This is a genomic window from Brachybacterium huguangmaarense, from assembly GCF_025725725.1.
GTDB lineage: Bacteria > Actinomycetota > Actinomycetes > Actinomycetales > Dermabacteraceae > Brachybacterium > Brachybacterium huguangmaarense.
Window position 1 is genome coordinate 317,773 of record NZ_CP107020.1, and the last position, 14,568, is coordinate 332,340.

12 protein-coding genes are annotated in these 14,568 nt (G+C 74.4%); 8 read left to right on the plus strand and 4 right to left on the minus strand.

Features of this window, described 5'->3' with window-relative positions; translation table 11 throughout:
* Nucleotides 1-40 precede the first annotated feature (40 nt).
* From BRM3_RS01530 to BRM3_RS01560, 7 genes are all read left to right on the plus strand, one after another.
* Nucleotides 41-1,294 (plus strand): Dyp-type peroxidase, encoded by a 1,254-nt coding sequence (locus BRM3_RS01530; protein ID WP_318152427.1) that lies wholly within the window; start codon nt 41-43, stop codon nt 1,292-1,294.
* Nucleotides 1,291-2,097, plus strand: a complete 807-nt coding sequence (locus tag BRM3_RS01535; RefSeq protein ID WP_263594354.1) for a family 1 encapsulin nanocompartment shell protein — start codon at nt 1,291-1,293, stop codon at nt 2,095-2,097. The genes BRM3_RS01530 and BRM3_RS01535 overlap by 4 nt, the downstream gene beginning before the upstream one ends.
* 3 nt (nt 2,098-2,100) lie before the next feature.
* A complete protein-coding gene (locus tag BRM3_RS01540) occupies nt 2,101-3,123 on the plus strand; it encodes a quinone oxidoreductase family protein (protein ID WP_263594355.1) in 1,023 nt (340 codons plus the stop codon).
* On the plus strand, nt 3,120-4,427 hold the full coding sequence (locus tag BRM3_RS01545) for a class I SAM-dependent methyltransferase (protein WP_263594356.1): 1,308 nt from the start codon (nt 3,120-3,122) through the stop codon (nt 4,425-4,427). Before BRM3_RS01540 ends, BRM3_RS01545 begins: the two co-directional genes overlap by 4 nt.
* An 80-nt stretch (nt 4,428-4,507) precedes the next feature.
* A complete protein-coding gene (msrA, locus tag BRM3_RS01550) occupies nt 4,508-5,203 on the plus strand; it encodes a peptide-methionine (S)-S-oxide reductase MsrA (protein ID WP_263594357.1) in 696 nt (231 codons plus the stop codon).
* Between the two features lie 398 nt (nt 5,204-5,601).
* Nucleotides 5,602-6,297, plus strand: a complete 696-nt coding sequence (locus BRM3_RS01555; RefSeq protein WP_263594358.1) for a DUF3349 domain-containing protein — start codon at nt 5,602-5,604, stop codon at nt 6,295-6,297.
* Nucleotides 6,298-6,375: 78 nt separating this feature from the next.
* Nucleotides 6,376-7,806, plus strand: a complete 1,431-nt coding sequence (locus BRM3_RS01560; protein ID WP_263594359.1) for a DUF2079 domain-containing protein — start codon at nt 6,376-6,378, stop codon at nt 7,804-7,806.
* A gap of 15 nt (nt 7,807-7,821) precedes the next feature.
* On the opposite strand, the gene BRM3_RS01565 is transcribed toward BRM3_RS01560, so the two are convergent.
* Together BRM3_RS01565 and BRM3_RS01570 are read right to left on the minus strand one after the other, a co-directional pair.
* Nucleotides 7,822-9,213 carry an alpha/beta fold hydrolase gene (locus BRM3_RS01565; protein ID WP_263594360.1) on the minus strand — a complete coding sequence of 464 codons (1,392 nt, stop codon included), beginning with the start codon at nt 9,211-9,213 and terminating at the stop codon, nt 7,822-7,824.
* Complete coding sequence (locus BRM3_RS01570) at nt 9,210-11,378, minus strand: prolyl oligopeptidase family serine peptidase (protein WP_263594361.1); 2,169 nt, start codon at nt 11,376-11,378, stop codon at nt 9,210-9,212. Before BRM3_RS01570 ends, BRM3_RS01565 begins: the two co-directional genes overlap by 4 nt.
* Nucleotides 11,379-11,559: 181 nt before the next feature.
* Here BRM3_RS01570 and BRM3_RS01575 point away from each other — a divergent pair, with 181 nt between their 5' ends.
* On the plus strand, nt 11,560-12,756 hold the full coding sequence (locus BRM3_RS01575) for a glycoside hydrolase family 3 N-terminal domain-containing protein (RefSeq protein WP_263594362.1): 1,197 nt from the start codon (nt 11,560-11,562) through the stop codon (nt 12,754-12,756).
* Nucleotides 12,757-12,966: 210 nt separating this feature from the next.
* Here the strand turns inward: BRM3_RS01575 and BRM3_RS01580 are convergent, their stop codons facing one another.
* Nucleotides 12,967-13,668, minus strand: a complete 702-nt coding sequence (locus BRM3_RS01580) for a thiaminase II/PqqC family protein (protein WP_263594363.1) — start codon at nt 13,666-13,668, stop codon at nt 12,967-12,969.
* A gap of 11 nt (nt 13,669-13,679) precedes the next feature.
* Nucleotides 13,680-14,558, minus strand: coding sequence for a bifunctional hydroxymethylpyrimidine kinase/phosphomethylpyrimidine kinase (thiD, locus tag BRM3_RS01585; RefSeq protein ID WP_263594364.1), 879 nt, complete (start codon nt 14,556-14,558; stop codon nt 13,680-13,682).
* Nucleotides 14,559-14,568 lie beyond the last annotated feature (10 nt).

Consider the following 14,568-nt stretch of genomic DNA (forward strand, 5'->3'; position numbering starts at 1 on the left):
CCCACGTCCCTGCCGCTCGAGCCCAGGAGAGTGACCACCGGTGCCCACCCAGGTCATCGTCGCCCCGCCGGCGCGCGCCGCCATGTTCCTCACGCTCACCGTGCCCGCGGGATCCGAGCGCGCCGTGCGCGGGGTGCTGGCCGGCGTCTCCGATCTCGCGAAGTCGGTGTCCTTCCGCAACCCGGCCGCCGAGCTGCACGTCGTCATCGGCCTCGGCTCGGACCTGTGGGACCGCATGGTCGCCGGCGTGCCCCGCCCCAAGGACCTCCGGGTGTTCCCAGGCGTCGCCGGCGCCCGGCACGTCGCGCCGTCCACGCCGGGGGACGTGCTCGTGCATCTGCGGGCGGGCCACCTCGACCAGTGCTTCGAGTTCGCGCGGCTGCTCGCGCTGCAGCTCGGGGACGACGCGCGCGTCGTGGACGAGGTGCACGGCTTCAAGTACTTCGACAACCGCGACCTGCTGGGCTTCGTCGACGGCACCGCGAACCCCCAGGAGGAGGAGGCCTATTCCTCGGCCCTGGTCTCCGAGGAGCTCGATGCGGCGTATGTCGGCTCGAGCTACGTGGTGGTGCAGAAGTACGTGCACGACCTCACGGCGTGGGAGTCCCTGAGCGTCGAGGAGCAGGAGCGCGTGATCGGGCGCTACAAGCTCAACGACGTCGAGATCCCCGACGACAAGAAGGCGACCGACTCCCACGTCTTCCTCACCACGATCACGGACGAGGAGGGCGTCGAGCACGACATCCTGCGCGACAACATGCCCTTCGGCGAGATCGGCGCCGGCGAGTTCGGCACCTACTTCATCGGGTACGCGGGCAACCCGCTCGTGATCGAGCAGATGCTGCGCAACATGTTCGTGGGGCGCCCGGAGGGCAACTACGACCGCATCCTCGACTTCTCGACCGCGATGACCGGCAACCTGTTCTTCGTGCCGACCGCGGAGCTCCTCGACGGGATCGACGACCTCGATCTGCCCGGGTCCGCCGCGGCCGAGCCCGATCCCGGCGACGAGCCGCCCGCCACGGGCCATGCCGAAGGGGCCACGGTCCTGGGCGCGCCCTCACGCCTCGGGGCCGACGACGACACGACGCCCGACCCCGCCCTCGGCCTGGACCTGCTGGGCACGCGCCGCGCGGCGCCGAGCCCGCTCGACGCCGCGGGCGCGGGCGACCACGACGAGGCGCCCGAGCCCGATCAGGACCCGGGCGACCACGGCCCGGCACCGCACGACACCCCGCACGACCTCGGCATCGGCAGCCTCCGACCCCGACGAAAGGACACCGACGCGCCATGAGCACCAATCTCCACCGCGGCCTCGCCCCCCTCTCGACCGCCGCCTGGGCGGATCTCGAGGACGAGGTCCGCCGCACCTTCGAACGCTCCGTCGCCGGCCGCCGTGTCGTCGACATGCCCGACGCGCGCGGCGCCGGGTTCTCCTCGCTGTCCACCGGCCGTCAGCTCGCCATCGGCGGCGACGTCGAGGGGGTCCGCGCCCGCCGTCGCGAGGTCCTCCCCGTCCTCGAGCTGCGTGCTCCCTTCACGGTTCGCCGCGAGGAGGTGGACGCCGTGCTGCGCGGCGCGGTCGACGCCGACTGGCAGCAGGCCAAGGAGGCCGCGGCGCGGATCGCGCGCGCCGAGGACCGCGTCCTGTTCTACGGCAGCGCGGACGCGGGCCTCGACGGCATCGTGCCGGCCTCGACCAACCCGCCGGTCGTGATGCCGGCCGACATCCGCGAGTTCGCCGACGCCGTCGCCCAGGCGACGAGCGCGCTGCGCCTGGTGGGCGTCGACGGCCCCTACGTGCTGTTCCTGCCGCCGGCCGTCTACACCCAGATCAACGAGACCGTCGACCACGGCTACCCGATCCGCGACCACATCCAGCGGATCCTGCGCACCGAGGGCCGGATCGTCTGGGCCCCCGCCCTGGACCGCCCCGTGCTCATCTCCGACCGCGGCGAGGACTACGAGCTGTGCCTCGGCCAGGACCTCGCCATCGGCTATCTGCGCCACGACGACGAGACCGTCGACCTCTACCTCGAGGAGACCCTCACGGTGCGCGTGGCCACCGCCGAGGCCTCCGTCGTGATCGGAGACTGAGAGATGACCGCCCCCGAGACCTCCCGGCCCGTCGTCCCCGCGAGCGTGCGCGCCGCCCGCGTCCATGCCTTCGGCGGGCCCGAGCAGCTGCGGGTCGAGGAGATCGACACGCCGCGGCCCGGGCCCGGCGAGGTGCTCGTGCGCGTCGCCTTCGCGGGGCTGAACCCGCTGGACTACAAGCAGCGCGACGGCTCGTCGCCGAGCGCGCGCGCCCTCACGCTGCCCGCCGCGCTCGGGCGCGAGCTGGCCGGCACCGTGCTCGACGCCGGCGAGGGCGTCGACCTCGACGCGCTCGGCCTGTCCCCGGGCACGACCGTGTACGGGGTGCGCCCGATGACCGACCCGCGCGGCTGCTACGCCGAGGCGGTCGTGATCGCGGCCGGCGACCTCGCCCCCGTTCCGGCGGGGCCCGACGGCGCGGTGCCGACCGGCGAGGCGCTCGCCCCCTACGGCGGGCTCGCCCTGGCGGGGACGACCGCGCTCACCGCCGTGCGGCAGGCCCACCTCGCCCCGGGCGAGACCGTGCTCGTCCACGGCGGCAGCGGCGGCGTCGGCCAGCTGCTTCTCCCCCTGCTCGTGCAGGCGGGAGCGGGGCGCATCTGGGCCACGGGGAAGGCCGAGAACGCCGTGCGCATCGCCGAGCTGGGCGCGACCCCGATCCCCTACGACGAGGCCGACTGGCAGGAGGTGATCCGCGAGGCCACGGGAGGATCCGGCGTCGACGTCGTCATCGACACCCACTACTTCTCGACGTTCGAGCCGAGCCTCGAGCACCTGGCCCCCGGTGGCCGCATCGTGGTCCTGCCCACGCTCGCCGACCTGACCCCGGCCACCGAGCGCGGCATCGAGGCACACATCCCGCGCATCGAGCCCACCCGTGAGGACCTCGACGCCCTCGCGGCCGACCATGCGCGGGGCACCCTGCCGCTCGAGGTCAGCGAGATCCTCCCCCTCGCGGACGTCGCACGCGGCCACGAGCAGCTGCAGAGCGGGCACACGCGCGGCAAGATCGTGCTCGCCCTGTGAGCCCGGCCGCGACCACCGCGTCCGACCCCGCCGAGGAGGCCTTCGCGGCGGGGCTCGCCCGGGTGCTCGACCCCGCCGGCTGGGACCTCCTGCAGACCCTGCCGCCGTACACCGAGGCCGACGCCCTCGCGCTCGGCGCGACCCTGCGCCGCGCCGGCCACGACCCCGAGCTGGTCGCGGCGGTCCTCACCCAGGCGCGGCTGCGCGCCAAGGGCGCCGAGAAGTTCGGGGAGTTCGCCCACTCGATGCTGTTCACCCCGCGCGGCCTCGAGCAGGCCACGAGACTGCCCGTCGCCGCCCTGCACGCCCGTCGCTTCCTCGACGCGGGCGTCAGCTCGCTCGCGGACCTCGGCTGCGGGATCGGCGGCGACGCGATGGCGGCGTCGGCGCTCGGACTCGCCGTGACAGCGGTCGACCGGGACCCGGTCACCGTGGCCGTCGCGACCGTCAACCTCCAGCCCTTCCCCTCCTCCCGCGCCGTGCTCGGCGAGGCCGAGCAGGCCGACCTCTCCGGCATCGACGGCATCTGGATGGATCCCGCGCGGCGCACCGTGCGGGGTCCGGCCCGGCGCCTGCACGACCCCGAGCAGTACTCGCCTCCCCTGTCGGCCGTGACCGCGCTCGCGCGGCGCCTCGGCGGCGGCGAGCAGGACGGCCCCCTCGGCGTGAAGCTCGGCCCCGGCATCGACCGCGACGCGCTCCCCCCGGACACCGAGACCCAGTGGATCTCGTGGCACGGGCACGTGCTCGAGGCCGACTGCTGGTTCGGACCCGTGCGCACCCCCGGGGTCGCGCACAGCGCCCTCGTGATCGGCTCCGGCGGCGCCGCACTGCTGCGCGACGTCGAGGAGTCGGATCCGACGGGCCCCGCCCCGAGTCCGGTGCCCGATCCCGTGCCGGGCCCCCTCGGCGCGCACCTCTACGAGCCCGACGGGGCGGTGATCCGGGCGGGGCTGATCGGCCGGCTCGCGCGCGACCTCGACGCCCACACGATCGATCCGACGATCGCCTACCTGACCTCGGACGCCGCCGTGTCCACCCCCTTCGCCCACGGCTACGCGGTGCGGCACGTGATGCCGTTCTCGATCAAGCGCCTGACCGCCTACCTGCGCGAGCACCGCCTGGGTCGGCTCGAGATCAAGAAGCGCGGCACGGCCCTCGAGCCCGAGGAGCTGCGGCGCCGTCTGCGTCCCCGCCGCTTCGGCGACGAGGCGGCGACCCTGGTCCTCACCCGGATCGCGGGCGAGCAGAGCGTGATCGTCGCCGATCCCCATGCGCGCGAGGGCGGGCCGTCCGCCGCCTGACCGTGCGGGCGCGCCCCCGCGTCCAGGACCGCCCAGGCACGCCCAGGGGACCTGGCGCCGCGAGGAGTAGGGTCCGGCCCATGTGGCAGATCATGGACATGCTCAACGGGTACAAGAAGGAGATGGTGTCGGCGGCCGACGCCCTGCCCGGCCGCGACCGGTATCCCTACCCGCTCGCGCGCGAGCACGCCGTGCTGCACACCGACATGCTGGGCCCCGACGCCCCCGTCGACCCGCGCCCGTGGCCCGACGCCTCCGAGGAGATCATTCTGGCGGGCGGCTGCTTCTGGGGCATCGAGCGGATCGCCTGGGAGATCCCGGGCGTGCACACCACGTCGGCGGGATACGCGGGCGGTCACACGCCCCACCCCACCTACGAGGAGGTCTTCTCCGCCAAGACGGGCCACGCCGAGGCCGTGCGCGTGATCTACACGGGCGGCGAGCAGACCCTGCGGGCCGTCCTCGAGCAGTTCTGGTCCCAGCACGATCCGACCACCGCGATGCGCCAGGGCAACGACGTGGGCACGGAGTACCGCTCGGCGGTCTACTGGACCACTCCCGGACAGGGCGAGCTGGTGCGCCGGAGCGCGGACCGCTACCAGGAGGCGCTCGACGAGGCCGGGCGCGGGCGCATCACGACCGAGCTGCTGCCGCTCGCCGAGGCGGGCGACGGCGTGTACTACACGGCCGAGCCCGAGCATCAGCAGTACCTCGCCAAGAACCCCTACGGCTACTGCAACCACGGCTTCAACGGCGTCGCCTGCGCCCTGCGCTGAGCGCCCCGGCGCGCAGCCGGCCCCCGGCGGCGGATCCTAAGCTCGCCCCCGCCCGGGGGCAGGAGCTGCCGGCGACCGGCGCTCGGAGGGCTCGCGACCGCCTGCATTGGCGCGTGCGCCCTCGGGCGCGGGGGCTCGGCGGCCGACCGCCCGGTCAGCGGCGTGGCCGCCAGATGAACGCTCGAGGAACAGCGGGCCCAGGCCCTGGCGCACGGCGCTGTCGACGGGCGATCCTGAGTTGTCGGCCTTCGCCTGCCCGCCCCCGGCCAGCCGCCGCCGGCCCCCGCCCGTCTCCTGCCCGCCTCGTACCTCCCGGAACGCCGCCGCCTGAGGCATGCTGGTCCCTCACCCCTCCGGCTCCCCCCGTCCCGGTTCGATCCGAAAGGTTCGCTGTGCCGATGAACAACCCCCTCAGCTCGGTCCTCGGATGGCTGCACGAGGGCTACCCGGACGGCGTGCCGCCCAAGGACTTCTACCCCCTCCTGGCCCTGCTCGCGCGCACCCTGAGCGATGAGGAGGTCGACGAGATCGTCTCGACCCTCCTGAACGAGAACCACGGCAGCGAGATCCGCGAGCGGGCCGTGCACGAGGCGATCGAGCAGGTCAAGCAGGCTCCGCCCAATCAGGCCGACGTGCGCGACGTCGCAGCTCGGCTCGCCGCGGCGGGCTGGCCGCTCGGCGACCCGGAGACCGCGCCGGCACGCCTGGGCGAGCGCAGCCCCGCGCGCGCGGGCGCCTACGGTCGCTCCGAGGCCCCCGCCGAGCCGGAGGCCGCGACCCCGTCCGCCGAGGTCGTCGACGACGGGCGCCCGGGCGTGGTCCAGCGCATGATCGAATGGCTCGACTTCGGCTACCCCAACGGCATCCCCTCGACCGACCGGGTGCCGATCCTCGCGCTCCTGCGACGCCGGCTCACCGACGACGAGGTGGACCAGATCGCCCGGGCCCTCGCCGACGAGGCGACGGGCGAGACCGTGGCGACCTCGGCGGCCGAGGCGATGATCGCGAACGTCACGCAGGAGGAGCCCACGCAGCACGAGCTCGACCGGGTGGCCTCACGCCTCGCCGCGAAGGGCTGGCCGCTCGAGTCCTGAGCATCGGCGCTCCGCCCCCGGACCGCGGCGCCCGGACCGCCCCGGCCGGGGCGGAGGCGCACGCTATACCCTTCCCCCGTGAGCTCCTCCGAGAACGGTTCCGCCGCTCCCGCCGCGGACGCCCCCGCGAGCCCGCGCGAGCCCACCCATCGTCGGCGCGGCGCCCGCGCGCGCCTGATCGCCCCCGTCGCCCTCGCCGTGCTCGCGGTCCTGCTGTACGGGACCCTGTCGACCCTGCAGTGGCGCAACCTCGTCACGCCCAGCTGGGACCTCGGCATCTTCTCCGAGCTCGCCAAGGACTACGCCCACCTCCAGGCGCCCGTCGTGCCCATCAAGGGCGACGGCGTCAACCTGCTCGGCGATCACTTCCATCCGATCCTCGTGCTGCTCGCCCCCGTGTGGTGGATATGGCCCTCGGGTCTCGCGCTGCTGTGGGCCCAGGCGCTCCTGTTCGGCATCTCTGCGATCCCGCTCACGCGCCTCGCGATGGAGCGCCTGGGCTCCGTGCTCGGCACGATCGCCGGGGCCGCCTACGTGTTCTCCTTCGGCCTGCAGGCCGCGCAGGACGTCCAGTTCCACGAGATCGCGTTCGCGGTGCCGATCATGGCGTTCGCCCTGACCCGGTTCCTGCGCGGCCGGGTCCTCGCGGCCTGCCTGTGGGCGGCGGCGCTCGTGTTCGTCAAGGAGGACCTGGGCCTCACGGTCGCCGTGTTCGGCGTGCTCGTGGCCGTGCGCGCCCGCGGCTACCGGCTCGAGGGGATCGGGCTGGCCTGCTGGGGGGCCGGCTGGTTCGTGCTGTCCACGTTCGTCCTGCTGCCGCTGCTCAACACCCAGGGGCAGTACGACTACACCGGCAACCTCGGCTCGCTGTGGGAGGTGTTCGTCCCGGGCACCAAGTGGATCACGGTGCTCATGCTGATGCTCGCGGCCGGGGTGATCGGCCTGCGCTCGGGGCTCATCGCGCTCATGCTGCCCACCCTCGCCTGGCGCTTCACCGGCACGGTGGACTTCTACTGGACCTGGTACTGGCACTACAACGCGATCCTGATGCCGATCGCGCTCGCCGCGCTGCTCGACGTCGCCCCGCGTCTCCGCCGTCCCACCCGCATGATCGCGGTCGGCGCGAGCGCGGCGGTCACGCTCGTGCTCGCGGGCTCGATGCCGCTCGCGGCCCTCGCCAAGCCCTCCTCGTGGGAGACGACGTGGCGGGCGGCACCGGCGGCCGGGGCGATCGAGGCCGTGCCCGAGGGAGCGGTCGTCGCCGCCGACATCCCCCTGCTCGCGCCGCTCGTCCCCGACCACGACGTGCAGTGGGTCCACGGCCCCAACGCGCGCGTGCCCCGGTGCGTCGTGGTGGACGCGTACGCCTTCTCGTGGAGCCCGGGGCCACCCGCCGACCCGGCGCAGTGGGCCGACGAGCACTACGGCCAGGCGGCCGGCACCTTCGTCGTCACGTACGACGACGGCGGGTTCACGGTCGCGTGCCGCTCCCCCGACAGCGGGGGCTGACGGCGTCGCGACGCCTCACAGGGCGCGCGAGCGGCGGGCGCGGCGCCCCTGCGGGTCGACGTCCGCCTCGAGGCGGCGGAAGCGGGCCGAGGCGAGGCGCAGCCCCCACGGCGACAGCCGCTCGGCGCGCAGGGCGAGGCGCAGGCCCTCCCCCACCACGCGGTTGAGCGAGGCCCGCGGTAGGGCCGCGAGCTCGGGGCCGCGGTCGGCCAGCAGGTCGGCGCAGCCGGCCGCGGACCACCAGGCGGCGATGATGGCGACCGACGGGTGTGCGTCGAGGATCGAGTGCCGCAGCCCGGGCAGGCGCAGCAGACGGGCGCCGTCGATGCGCGCCGCGAGGGCCTCGGCGAGGGCGGGCGGCGTGACCAGGTCGGTGGATCCCGACAGCACGAGCGTGGGCGCCGTGATGCCCCGGGAGAGCTCGGGCAGATCGTAGGGCTGGCCCGTGAAGGGTTCGGGGTCCGGTGGGTGCTGGGCCGTCAGCTGCAGGGGGTCGAGGTCTCCCCCGTCGGCATGGGAGCCCAGGCCGAGCTCGGTGCGCGAGATGCGGGAGACCAGGTCGTTCTCCTGCACGTACGGGGTGGTCCGCAGCCACTCCTGCGCGAGCACCTCCCGCACGGACGTCCAGGTGAGGCTGCCCCGGCCCTGGGCGAGCAGGTCGACGAGGTCGCGCACGGCGTCGGGACCGCCGTACTCGTGGACCGCGAGCAGCACCGGTCCCGCCCGTCGGCCGTCGAGCACCCCCTCGTGCACGAGACGGCGCACGACGCGCGCGATCGAGTCGGTCCGCTCGTCGGCCCCGTCCCAGTACAGGGCCCGGAACCGCCGCTGGCTCGCGACCTCGTCGTCGGGACCGGTCAGGGGCGAGTCGAGCACGAGGGAGTGCACGCGCTGCGGGTGCAGCGCGGCGAGCAGCTGCGCGAGGTAGCCGCCGTACCCGACGCCGTAGACGACGGCGCGATCGACCTGGGCATGGTCCAGCACGGCGAGCAGGTCGCCGAGCACGTTCTCGAGGCGCATCGACGCGCGCGGCAGATCGCGCCCCTCCGCGTCGAGGCGGGAGAGGCCCACGCCGCGGTGCTCGACCATGATGACGTCGAGGCCGCGCTGGGTCATCATGCGCCGCAGCACGTCGTAGGGCAGCACGGAGGCGAGGGCGGGCCCGTCGGGGATGATGAGAATCGGCGGCAGCTCGGCCTCGGCGTCCTCGATGCGCCGCCCGTGCCTGCCCTGCTCGATGGCCCCGGCGCGGGCGTAGCGCAGGGGGAACAGCCGGTCGTCGTCCTCGTCGATCCGCCGGTAGACCGTCATCAGGTCGTTGCGGATCTGCAGCAGGTCGTCCTGTCCGGCCCGGTCCGCGATGTCGGCCAGGGGCGGTCGGACGCCCGGGCGCGCCGAGCTCGTCATCGCACGCCGCTCCCCACGGTGTGCCACAGGAAGGCGTAGATGAGCGCGTTCATGCGAGCGGCCTGCTCATTGCTCGCGGCGCCGCCGTGGCCGCCCTCGATGTTCTCCCATGACCGCACGTCCGCACCGAGGGACTCCATCGCAGCGGTGAACTTGCGGGCGTGGCCGGGGTGGACGCGGTCGTCGCGGGTCGAGGTGAGCACGAACGTCGGCGGGTAGTCCACGCCCTCGCGCAACAGGTGGTACGGGCTGAAGGTGCGGATGAAGTCCCAGTCGTCGGTGTCGGGGTCGCCGTACTCGGCCATCCAGCTGGCCCCCGCCAGCAGGTGCGAGTAGCGCTTCATGTCGAGCAGGGGGACCTGCACGATCACGGCGCCGAACAGCTCCGGGTACTGCGTGACCATGTTGCCGGTGAGCAGGCCGCCGTTCGAGCCGCCGCGCACGGCGAGACGCTGCGGCGTCGTGACGCCGCGCTCGACGAGGTCCCGGGCCACCGAGGAGAAGTCCTCGTACGCGCGGTGCCGGTTCTCGGTCAGGGCCGCCTGGTGCCACGCGGGCCCGTACTCCCCGCCGCCGCGGATGTTGGCGACGACGTACGTGCCGCCGCGTTCGAGCCACGCCTTGCCGACCGCGCCGAGGTAGGAGGGGGTCTGGGAGATCTCGAAGCCGCCGTAGCCGTACAGCAGGGTGGGCGACTGCTCGGCCGGGCGCGCGTCGACCGGACCGATCTGGAAGTACGGGATGCGGGTGCCGTCGTCGCTCGTCGCGAAGTGCTGGGTGACCTCGAGCCTCTCGGCGGCGAAGCGCGCCGGCGCGGTCTTGATCGTCTCGAGCTCCCCGGCGCCCTCCCCGCGGACGATGCCCGCGAGGTCGCCCAGGCGCAGCGCGGTCGGCTCGAGGAAGCCGGTCGACGTCACCCACACCTCGTCGGACTCGTCGGCGTCGACCGCCGCGACGGCGAGGGAGCCCGGCAGGTCCGGGTAGAGGTCCTCGCGGACCCACTGGCCGTCGGCGTCGCGGTGGTGGGCCTCGAGCCGGTGCACGACGTCCTCGAGGATCGTGAGCACGAGGACGTTGCGGGTGACGGTGAGACCTGCGAGCGAGGTCGAGGCGGTCGGCTCGAACAGCACGGTCAGGCGACGCTCGCCCCGCAGGTACTCCTCGAGGTCGCCGACGACGAGCGAGCCGGCCGGGTAGACGGCGTCCTCGACTGCCCAGTCGCTGCGCGGCAGGAAGTACACGAGGTCGCGGTGGGCGGTCGTCTCGAGGTCCCGCGGGACGTCGAGCGGCACGAGCTCGAGGGCGTCGGCGTGCTCGCCGGCCTCGCCCTCGGCCGGGGTCCCCGTGCGGGGACGGGCGAGAATCTCCTCGGAGTCGTAGAAGGCGCGCATCCGGATGATCCAGTCGCGCTCCCAGCCGGGGGTGGAGTCGTGGTGGGCGGCGGCGAGCATGTCGGTCCCGTCGGCCTCGAAGACGAGCTCGGCGTCGGCGAGCGCCTGGCCGCGGCGCCAGCGGCGCACCTGGCGCGCATACCCGGAGGTGGTCAGCGTGCCGTCGCCGAAGTCGGTCGACACCCACACGGTGTCCTCGTCGATCCAGGACATCGAGCCCTTGGCCTCGGGCCGCTCGAACGCGTGCTCGGAGGCGGGCACGAAGTCCTTGGCCTCGAGGTCGAACTCGCGCGTGACGTCGGCGTCGGAGCCGCCGTGGGAGAGGTTCACGAGGGCCCGGCGGTAGGGCTCGCCCTCGGCGGGGCGCAGGAGCTGGGCGCCGTGCCACACCCAGTCCTCGCCCTCGGTCTCGTTGAGGGCGTCGACGTCGAGCAGCACCTCCCAGACGGGGTCGTCGGTGCGGTAGGACTCGACGGTGGTCCGCCGCCACAGACCGCGCTCGTGCTCGGCGTCGGTCCAGACGTTGTAGAGGTGCTCGCCGCGCTTGACGACGGCGGGGATCCGGTCGGTCGCGTCGAGGATCGCGAGGATCTCGTCGCGCAGGGTCGCCGAGAGCCCGTCGGCGTCGATCTCGGCCTCGGCCCGGGCGTTGCGCTCGCGCACCCATGCCAGGGCGTCCTCACCCGTGACGTCCTCGAGCCACTGCCAGGGGTCGCTCGAGCCGTCGGGAGCGGGGAGCCCGGCGGGCGGGACGGGGGCGTTGTGCTCGGTCATCGGTCCAGGAGCTCCTTGTCGTGTCCAGCCGGGCCGCCGTGGGGCCCGTCGATCGCGGCGAGCCCCGCGGGCGCACCCGACGAGACCGCGTCCGTCTCCGGCGGCGGTGACGTCATGAGCCACCCTAGCGGGGGCGCCCGACAGCCCGCGGCGGGATTCCCGCCCGTGCCAGACTGGACGGATGCGTCGTCGAACCCTGCTGTCCGCGCTGGCCGCCGTCCCGACCGCGGCGGCGGCCGCCTCGTGCTCCGCCGGCTCCTCCGGCACCGCCTCGTCGTCGGCGTCCGCTGCGGGCTCCGCCTCGGACGGCGGGGGCGCTACGGCGAGCGCGAGCCCGACGCCCGATCGCCTCGCCGAGCTGGTCTCGTCGTTCGACGCCCGACAGCTCGCCGGTCAGCTCCTGTGGGTCGGCGTGCGGGCGGGCGACTCCCTCCCCGACGCGGCGTTCTCCGAGGCCCGTGCGGGCGGCATGTTCCTGCTCGGCACGTGGGAGTCGGCCGACGCGGTGCGTCATGTGCTCGACGGGGCACGGACCGCGGCCTCCGAGGCGGAGGCGGGCGTCGGCCCGCTCCTGGCCGTCGACCAGGAAGGCGGCAAGATCCGGATGCTGCGCGGCGACGCGGCGCGCCGCACGGCCTCGGCCGAGGACCTCGGCACGCAGGGCGTCGACGCCGTGCGCACGGCGTACGGGTCGATCGGCGAGGATCTCAGGACCCTCGGGATCGGGGTCGACCTGGCCCCCGTGGCCGACGTGGTGGACCCCGAGGTGGGCGAGGACAACGCTCCCATCGGTGCGCTCGGCCGCGGCTTCGGCACCGATCCCGCCGAGGTCGCCGCGTGCGTCGAGGCCGCCGTGGCCGCCCTGACGGGCGCCGGGGTGCAGGCCACGCTCAAGCACTTCCCGGGCCTGGGCCGCGTCACCGGCAACACCGACGTCTCGACCTCCGGGATCACCGACCGCGAGACCGACGCCGACTCGACGTCGCTCGAGGGCTTCCGCAGCGGCATCGCCGCCGGAGCCGGGATCGTCATGCTCTCGAGCGCCCGCTACCCGCGTCTCGACGCCGAGGCGCCCGCGATGTTCTCGCGCGCCATCGTCACCGACCTGCTGCGCAGCGACCTCGGCTTCTCGGGGCTCGCGGTCACCGACGACATCGGGGCCGCGGCCGCGGTCCAGGACGTGCCGGTCGGCGAGCGCGCGACGCGCTTCCTCGAGGCGGGCGGTGACGTCGTGCTGACGGCCGACCCCGGCCTCGCGAAAACGCTGGCCGACGCGATCGTGGCCTGGGCCCAGGCCGACGAGGCCCACGCCGAGCGGGTGCGCGAGTCGGTCACGCGGGTCCTCGCCGTCAAGGACGCGCTCGGCCTCCTGCCCTGACGGATTCGGGCCGGGCGGCGGGGGTTCTGCTGACAGCGGGCGTCTGTGGCTGGGCGAGCCCCTGCGGGCCCCGTCCGCCGTCCCGTTCAGCGTCTCCGAGGGATCCGCTGAGGCCGTGCTGCGGGAAAAGGTAGGCATATGGTCAGCCGACCCCTGTGGGGGCCTCGCCCGACCATATGGCTACCTTTTCCCGCAGGCGCGCGCCGGACCTCAGCGCGACCAGCTCTCTCCCGCAGCCGCCGAGGCCCAGAACAGCTCCTCGAACCGCGTCGCGTCGGCGAAGGCGCGCTCGACGCGGGCCAGCAGCGGCGCGTCGCATCCGGCGCCGACCCGCTCGAGCTCGGCGACGGCGCGGCGGGCGACGTCGACGAACGCGGGATCGCCGTACGCCGCGGCCCACGTCGCATAGGGATGGGCTCCGACGCCCGCGGCCTGTGCGGCCAGGCGCGTCCCCACCTCGGCGTACACCCAGTAGCAGGGCAGCACCGCGGCCACCCCCACCGGGTAGGGCTCGTAGGCGGCGGCCGCGAGCAGGGACGAGGCGTAGGCACGCGTCACGAGGGAGGCCTCGGGCTCGGTCTCGACGTGGGGCGCGAGGCGCTCGTCGGCGAGCAGGGCGGCGTGCAGGACGCCCTCCTCGGCGACGGCCTCCGCGACGCTCGCCGCCCACAGCCCGCTCGCGGCCGGGTCGTCGGCACGTGCCGCGAGCATCGCGAGGGCGCGCCGGTAGTCGGCGAGGTACAGGGTGTCCTGCTGGAGGTAGCGCACGAACGCCTCGGGGGCGAGGGTGCCGCTCGCGAGGGTGCGCAGGAACTCCAGCTCGTCGATGCGGGCGCGGGTCGCGGCGGTGGCGTCCCACAGCCGCCGGGTCACGGGGCCGACGGGCTCGATCGTGTCGAGGGCGTCGTCCATCGGGGGCTCCCTCAGTCCTCGGCGAGCGTGATGAGGTGGTTGACGGGCCCGTGGCCGGTCTCGGGGTGGCGCGAGAGCTCCCAGTCCACGGCGTTGTCGAGCGCGCTCGCGAGGAACTCACGGGCCGAGGCGATGACGGTGAGGTCGTCGTCCTGGGCGCCGCGGTCGCCGATCTCCCCGAGCTCGCCCGCGCGCGAGAACTCGGCGATGCGCGCGTACTGCGCCGCGATCGCGGAGGACAGGGTGCAGCCGGTCCCGTGAGTGTTGCGGGTGGGCACGCGGCGGCCGCGCAGCAGGTCGGTGCCGCCGGGGTGCACGACGACGTCGACCACCTCGTCGCCGCCGAGGTGGCCCCCCTTGAGGATCACGACGGGCACGCCGAGGGCATGCAGCCGCAGCGCCTGGGCACGCATCTCCTCGACGTCGGCGGCGACGGCCTCGCCGAGCAGATGCGCCGCCTCGGGCAGGTTCGGGGTGAGCACGTGGGCGAGCGGGAGCAGTCGTTCGCGCAGCGCCTGGGCCCCCTCCGCGGACAGCAGCGGGTCGCCGCTGCTCGCGACCATCACGGGATCGAGCACGATCGTGCCGAGGTCGGCGCCGCGGGCGCCGACGATGTCGGCGACCGCCTCCACGACGGCAGCGGTGCCGAGCATCCCGATCTTGGTCGCGTCGATGACGATGTCGTCGATGACGCTGTCCACCTGGGTGCGGACGAAGGCGGCGTCGACGTCGCGCACCTCCTGCACGCCCTGGGTGTTCTGGGCGACGAGCGCGGTGATTGCGCTCGTGCCGTACACCCCGAGCGCCGTGAAGGTCTTGAGGTCGGCCTGGATGCCGGCGCCGCCGCTGGGGTCGGTGCCGGCGATCGAGAGGGCTGTGGGCGGTCGCATGCGCGGATCC

Bases quoted from the DNA above. Each gene is read 5' to 3' on its own strand.
- BRM3_RS01535 (WP_263594354.1), top strand. From the start codon at position 1,291: ATGAGCACCAATCTCCACCGCGGCCTCGCCCCCCTCTCGACCGCCGCC.
- BRM3_RS01540 (WP_263594355.1), top strand. From the start codon at position 2,101: ATGACCGCCCCCGAGACCTCCCGGCCCGTCGTCCCCGCGAGCGTGCGC.
- msrA (WP_263594357.1), top strand. From the start codon at position 4,508: ATGTGGCAGATCATGGACATGCTCAACGGGTACAAGAAGGAGATGGTG.
- BRM3_RS01555 (WP_263594358.1), top strand. From the start codon at position 5,602: ATGAACAACCCCCTCAGCTCGGTCCTCGGATGGCTGCACGAGGGCTAC.
- BRM3_RS01565 (WP_263594360.1), bottom strand. From the start codon at position 9,213: ATGACGAGCTCGGCGCGCCCGGGCGTCCGACCGCCCCTGGCCGACATC.
- BRM3_RS01570 (WP_263594361.1), bottom strand. From the start codon at position 11,378: ATGACCGAGCACAACGCCCCCGTCCCGCCCGCCGGGCTCCCCGCTCCC.
- BRM3_RS01575 (WP_263594362.1), top strand. From the start codon at position 11,560: ATGCGTCGTCGAACCCTGCTGTCCGCGCTGGCCGCCGTCCCGACCGCG.
- BRM3_RS01580 (WP_263594363.1), bottom strand. From the start codon at position 13,668: ATGGACGACGCCCTCGACACGATCGAGCCCGTCGGCCCCGTGACCCGG.
- thiD (WP_263594364.1), bottom strand. From the start codon at position 14,558: ATGCGACCGCCCACAGCCCTCTCGATCGCCGGCACCGACCCCAGCGGC.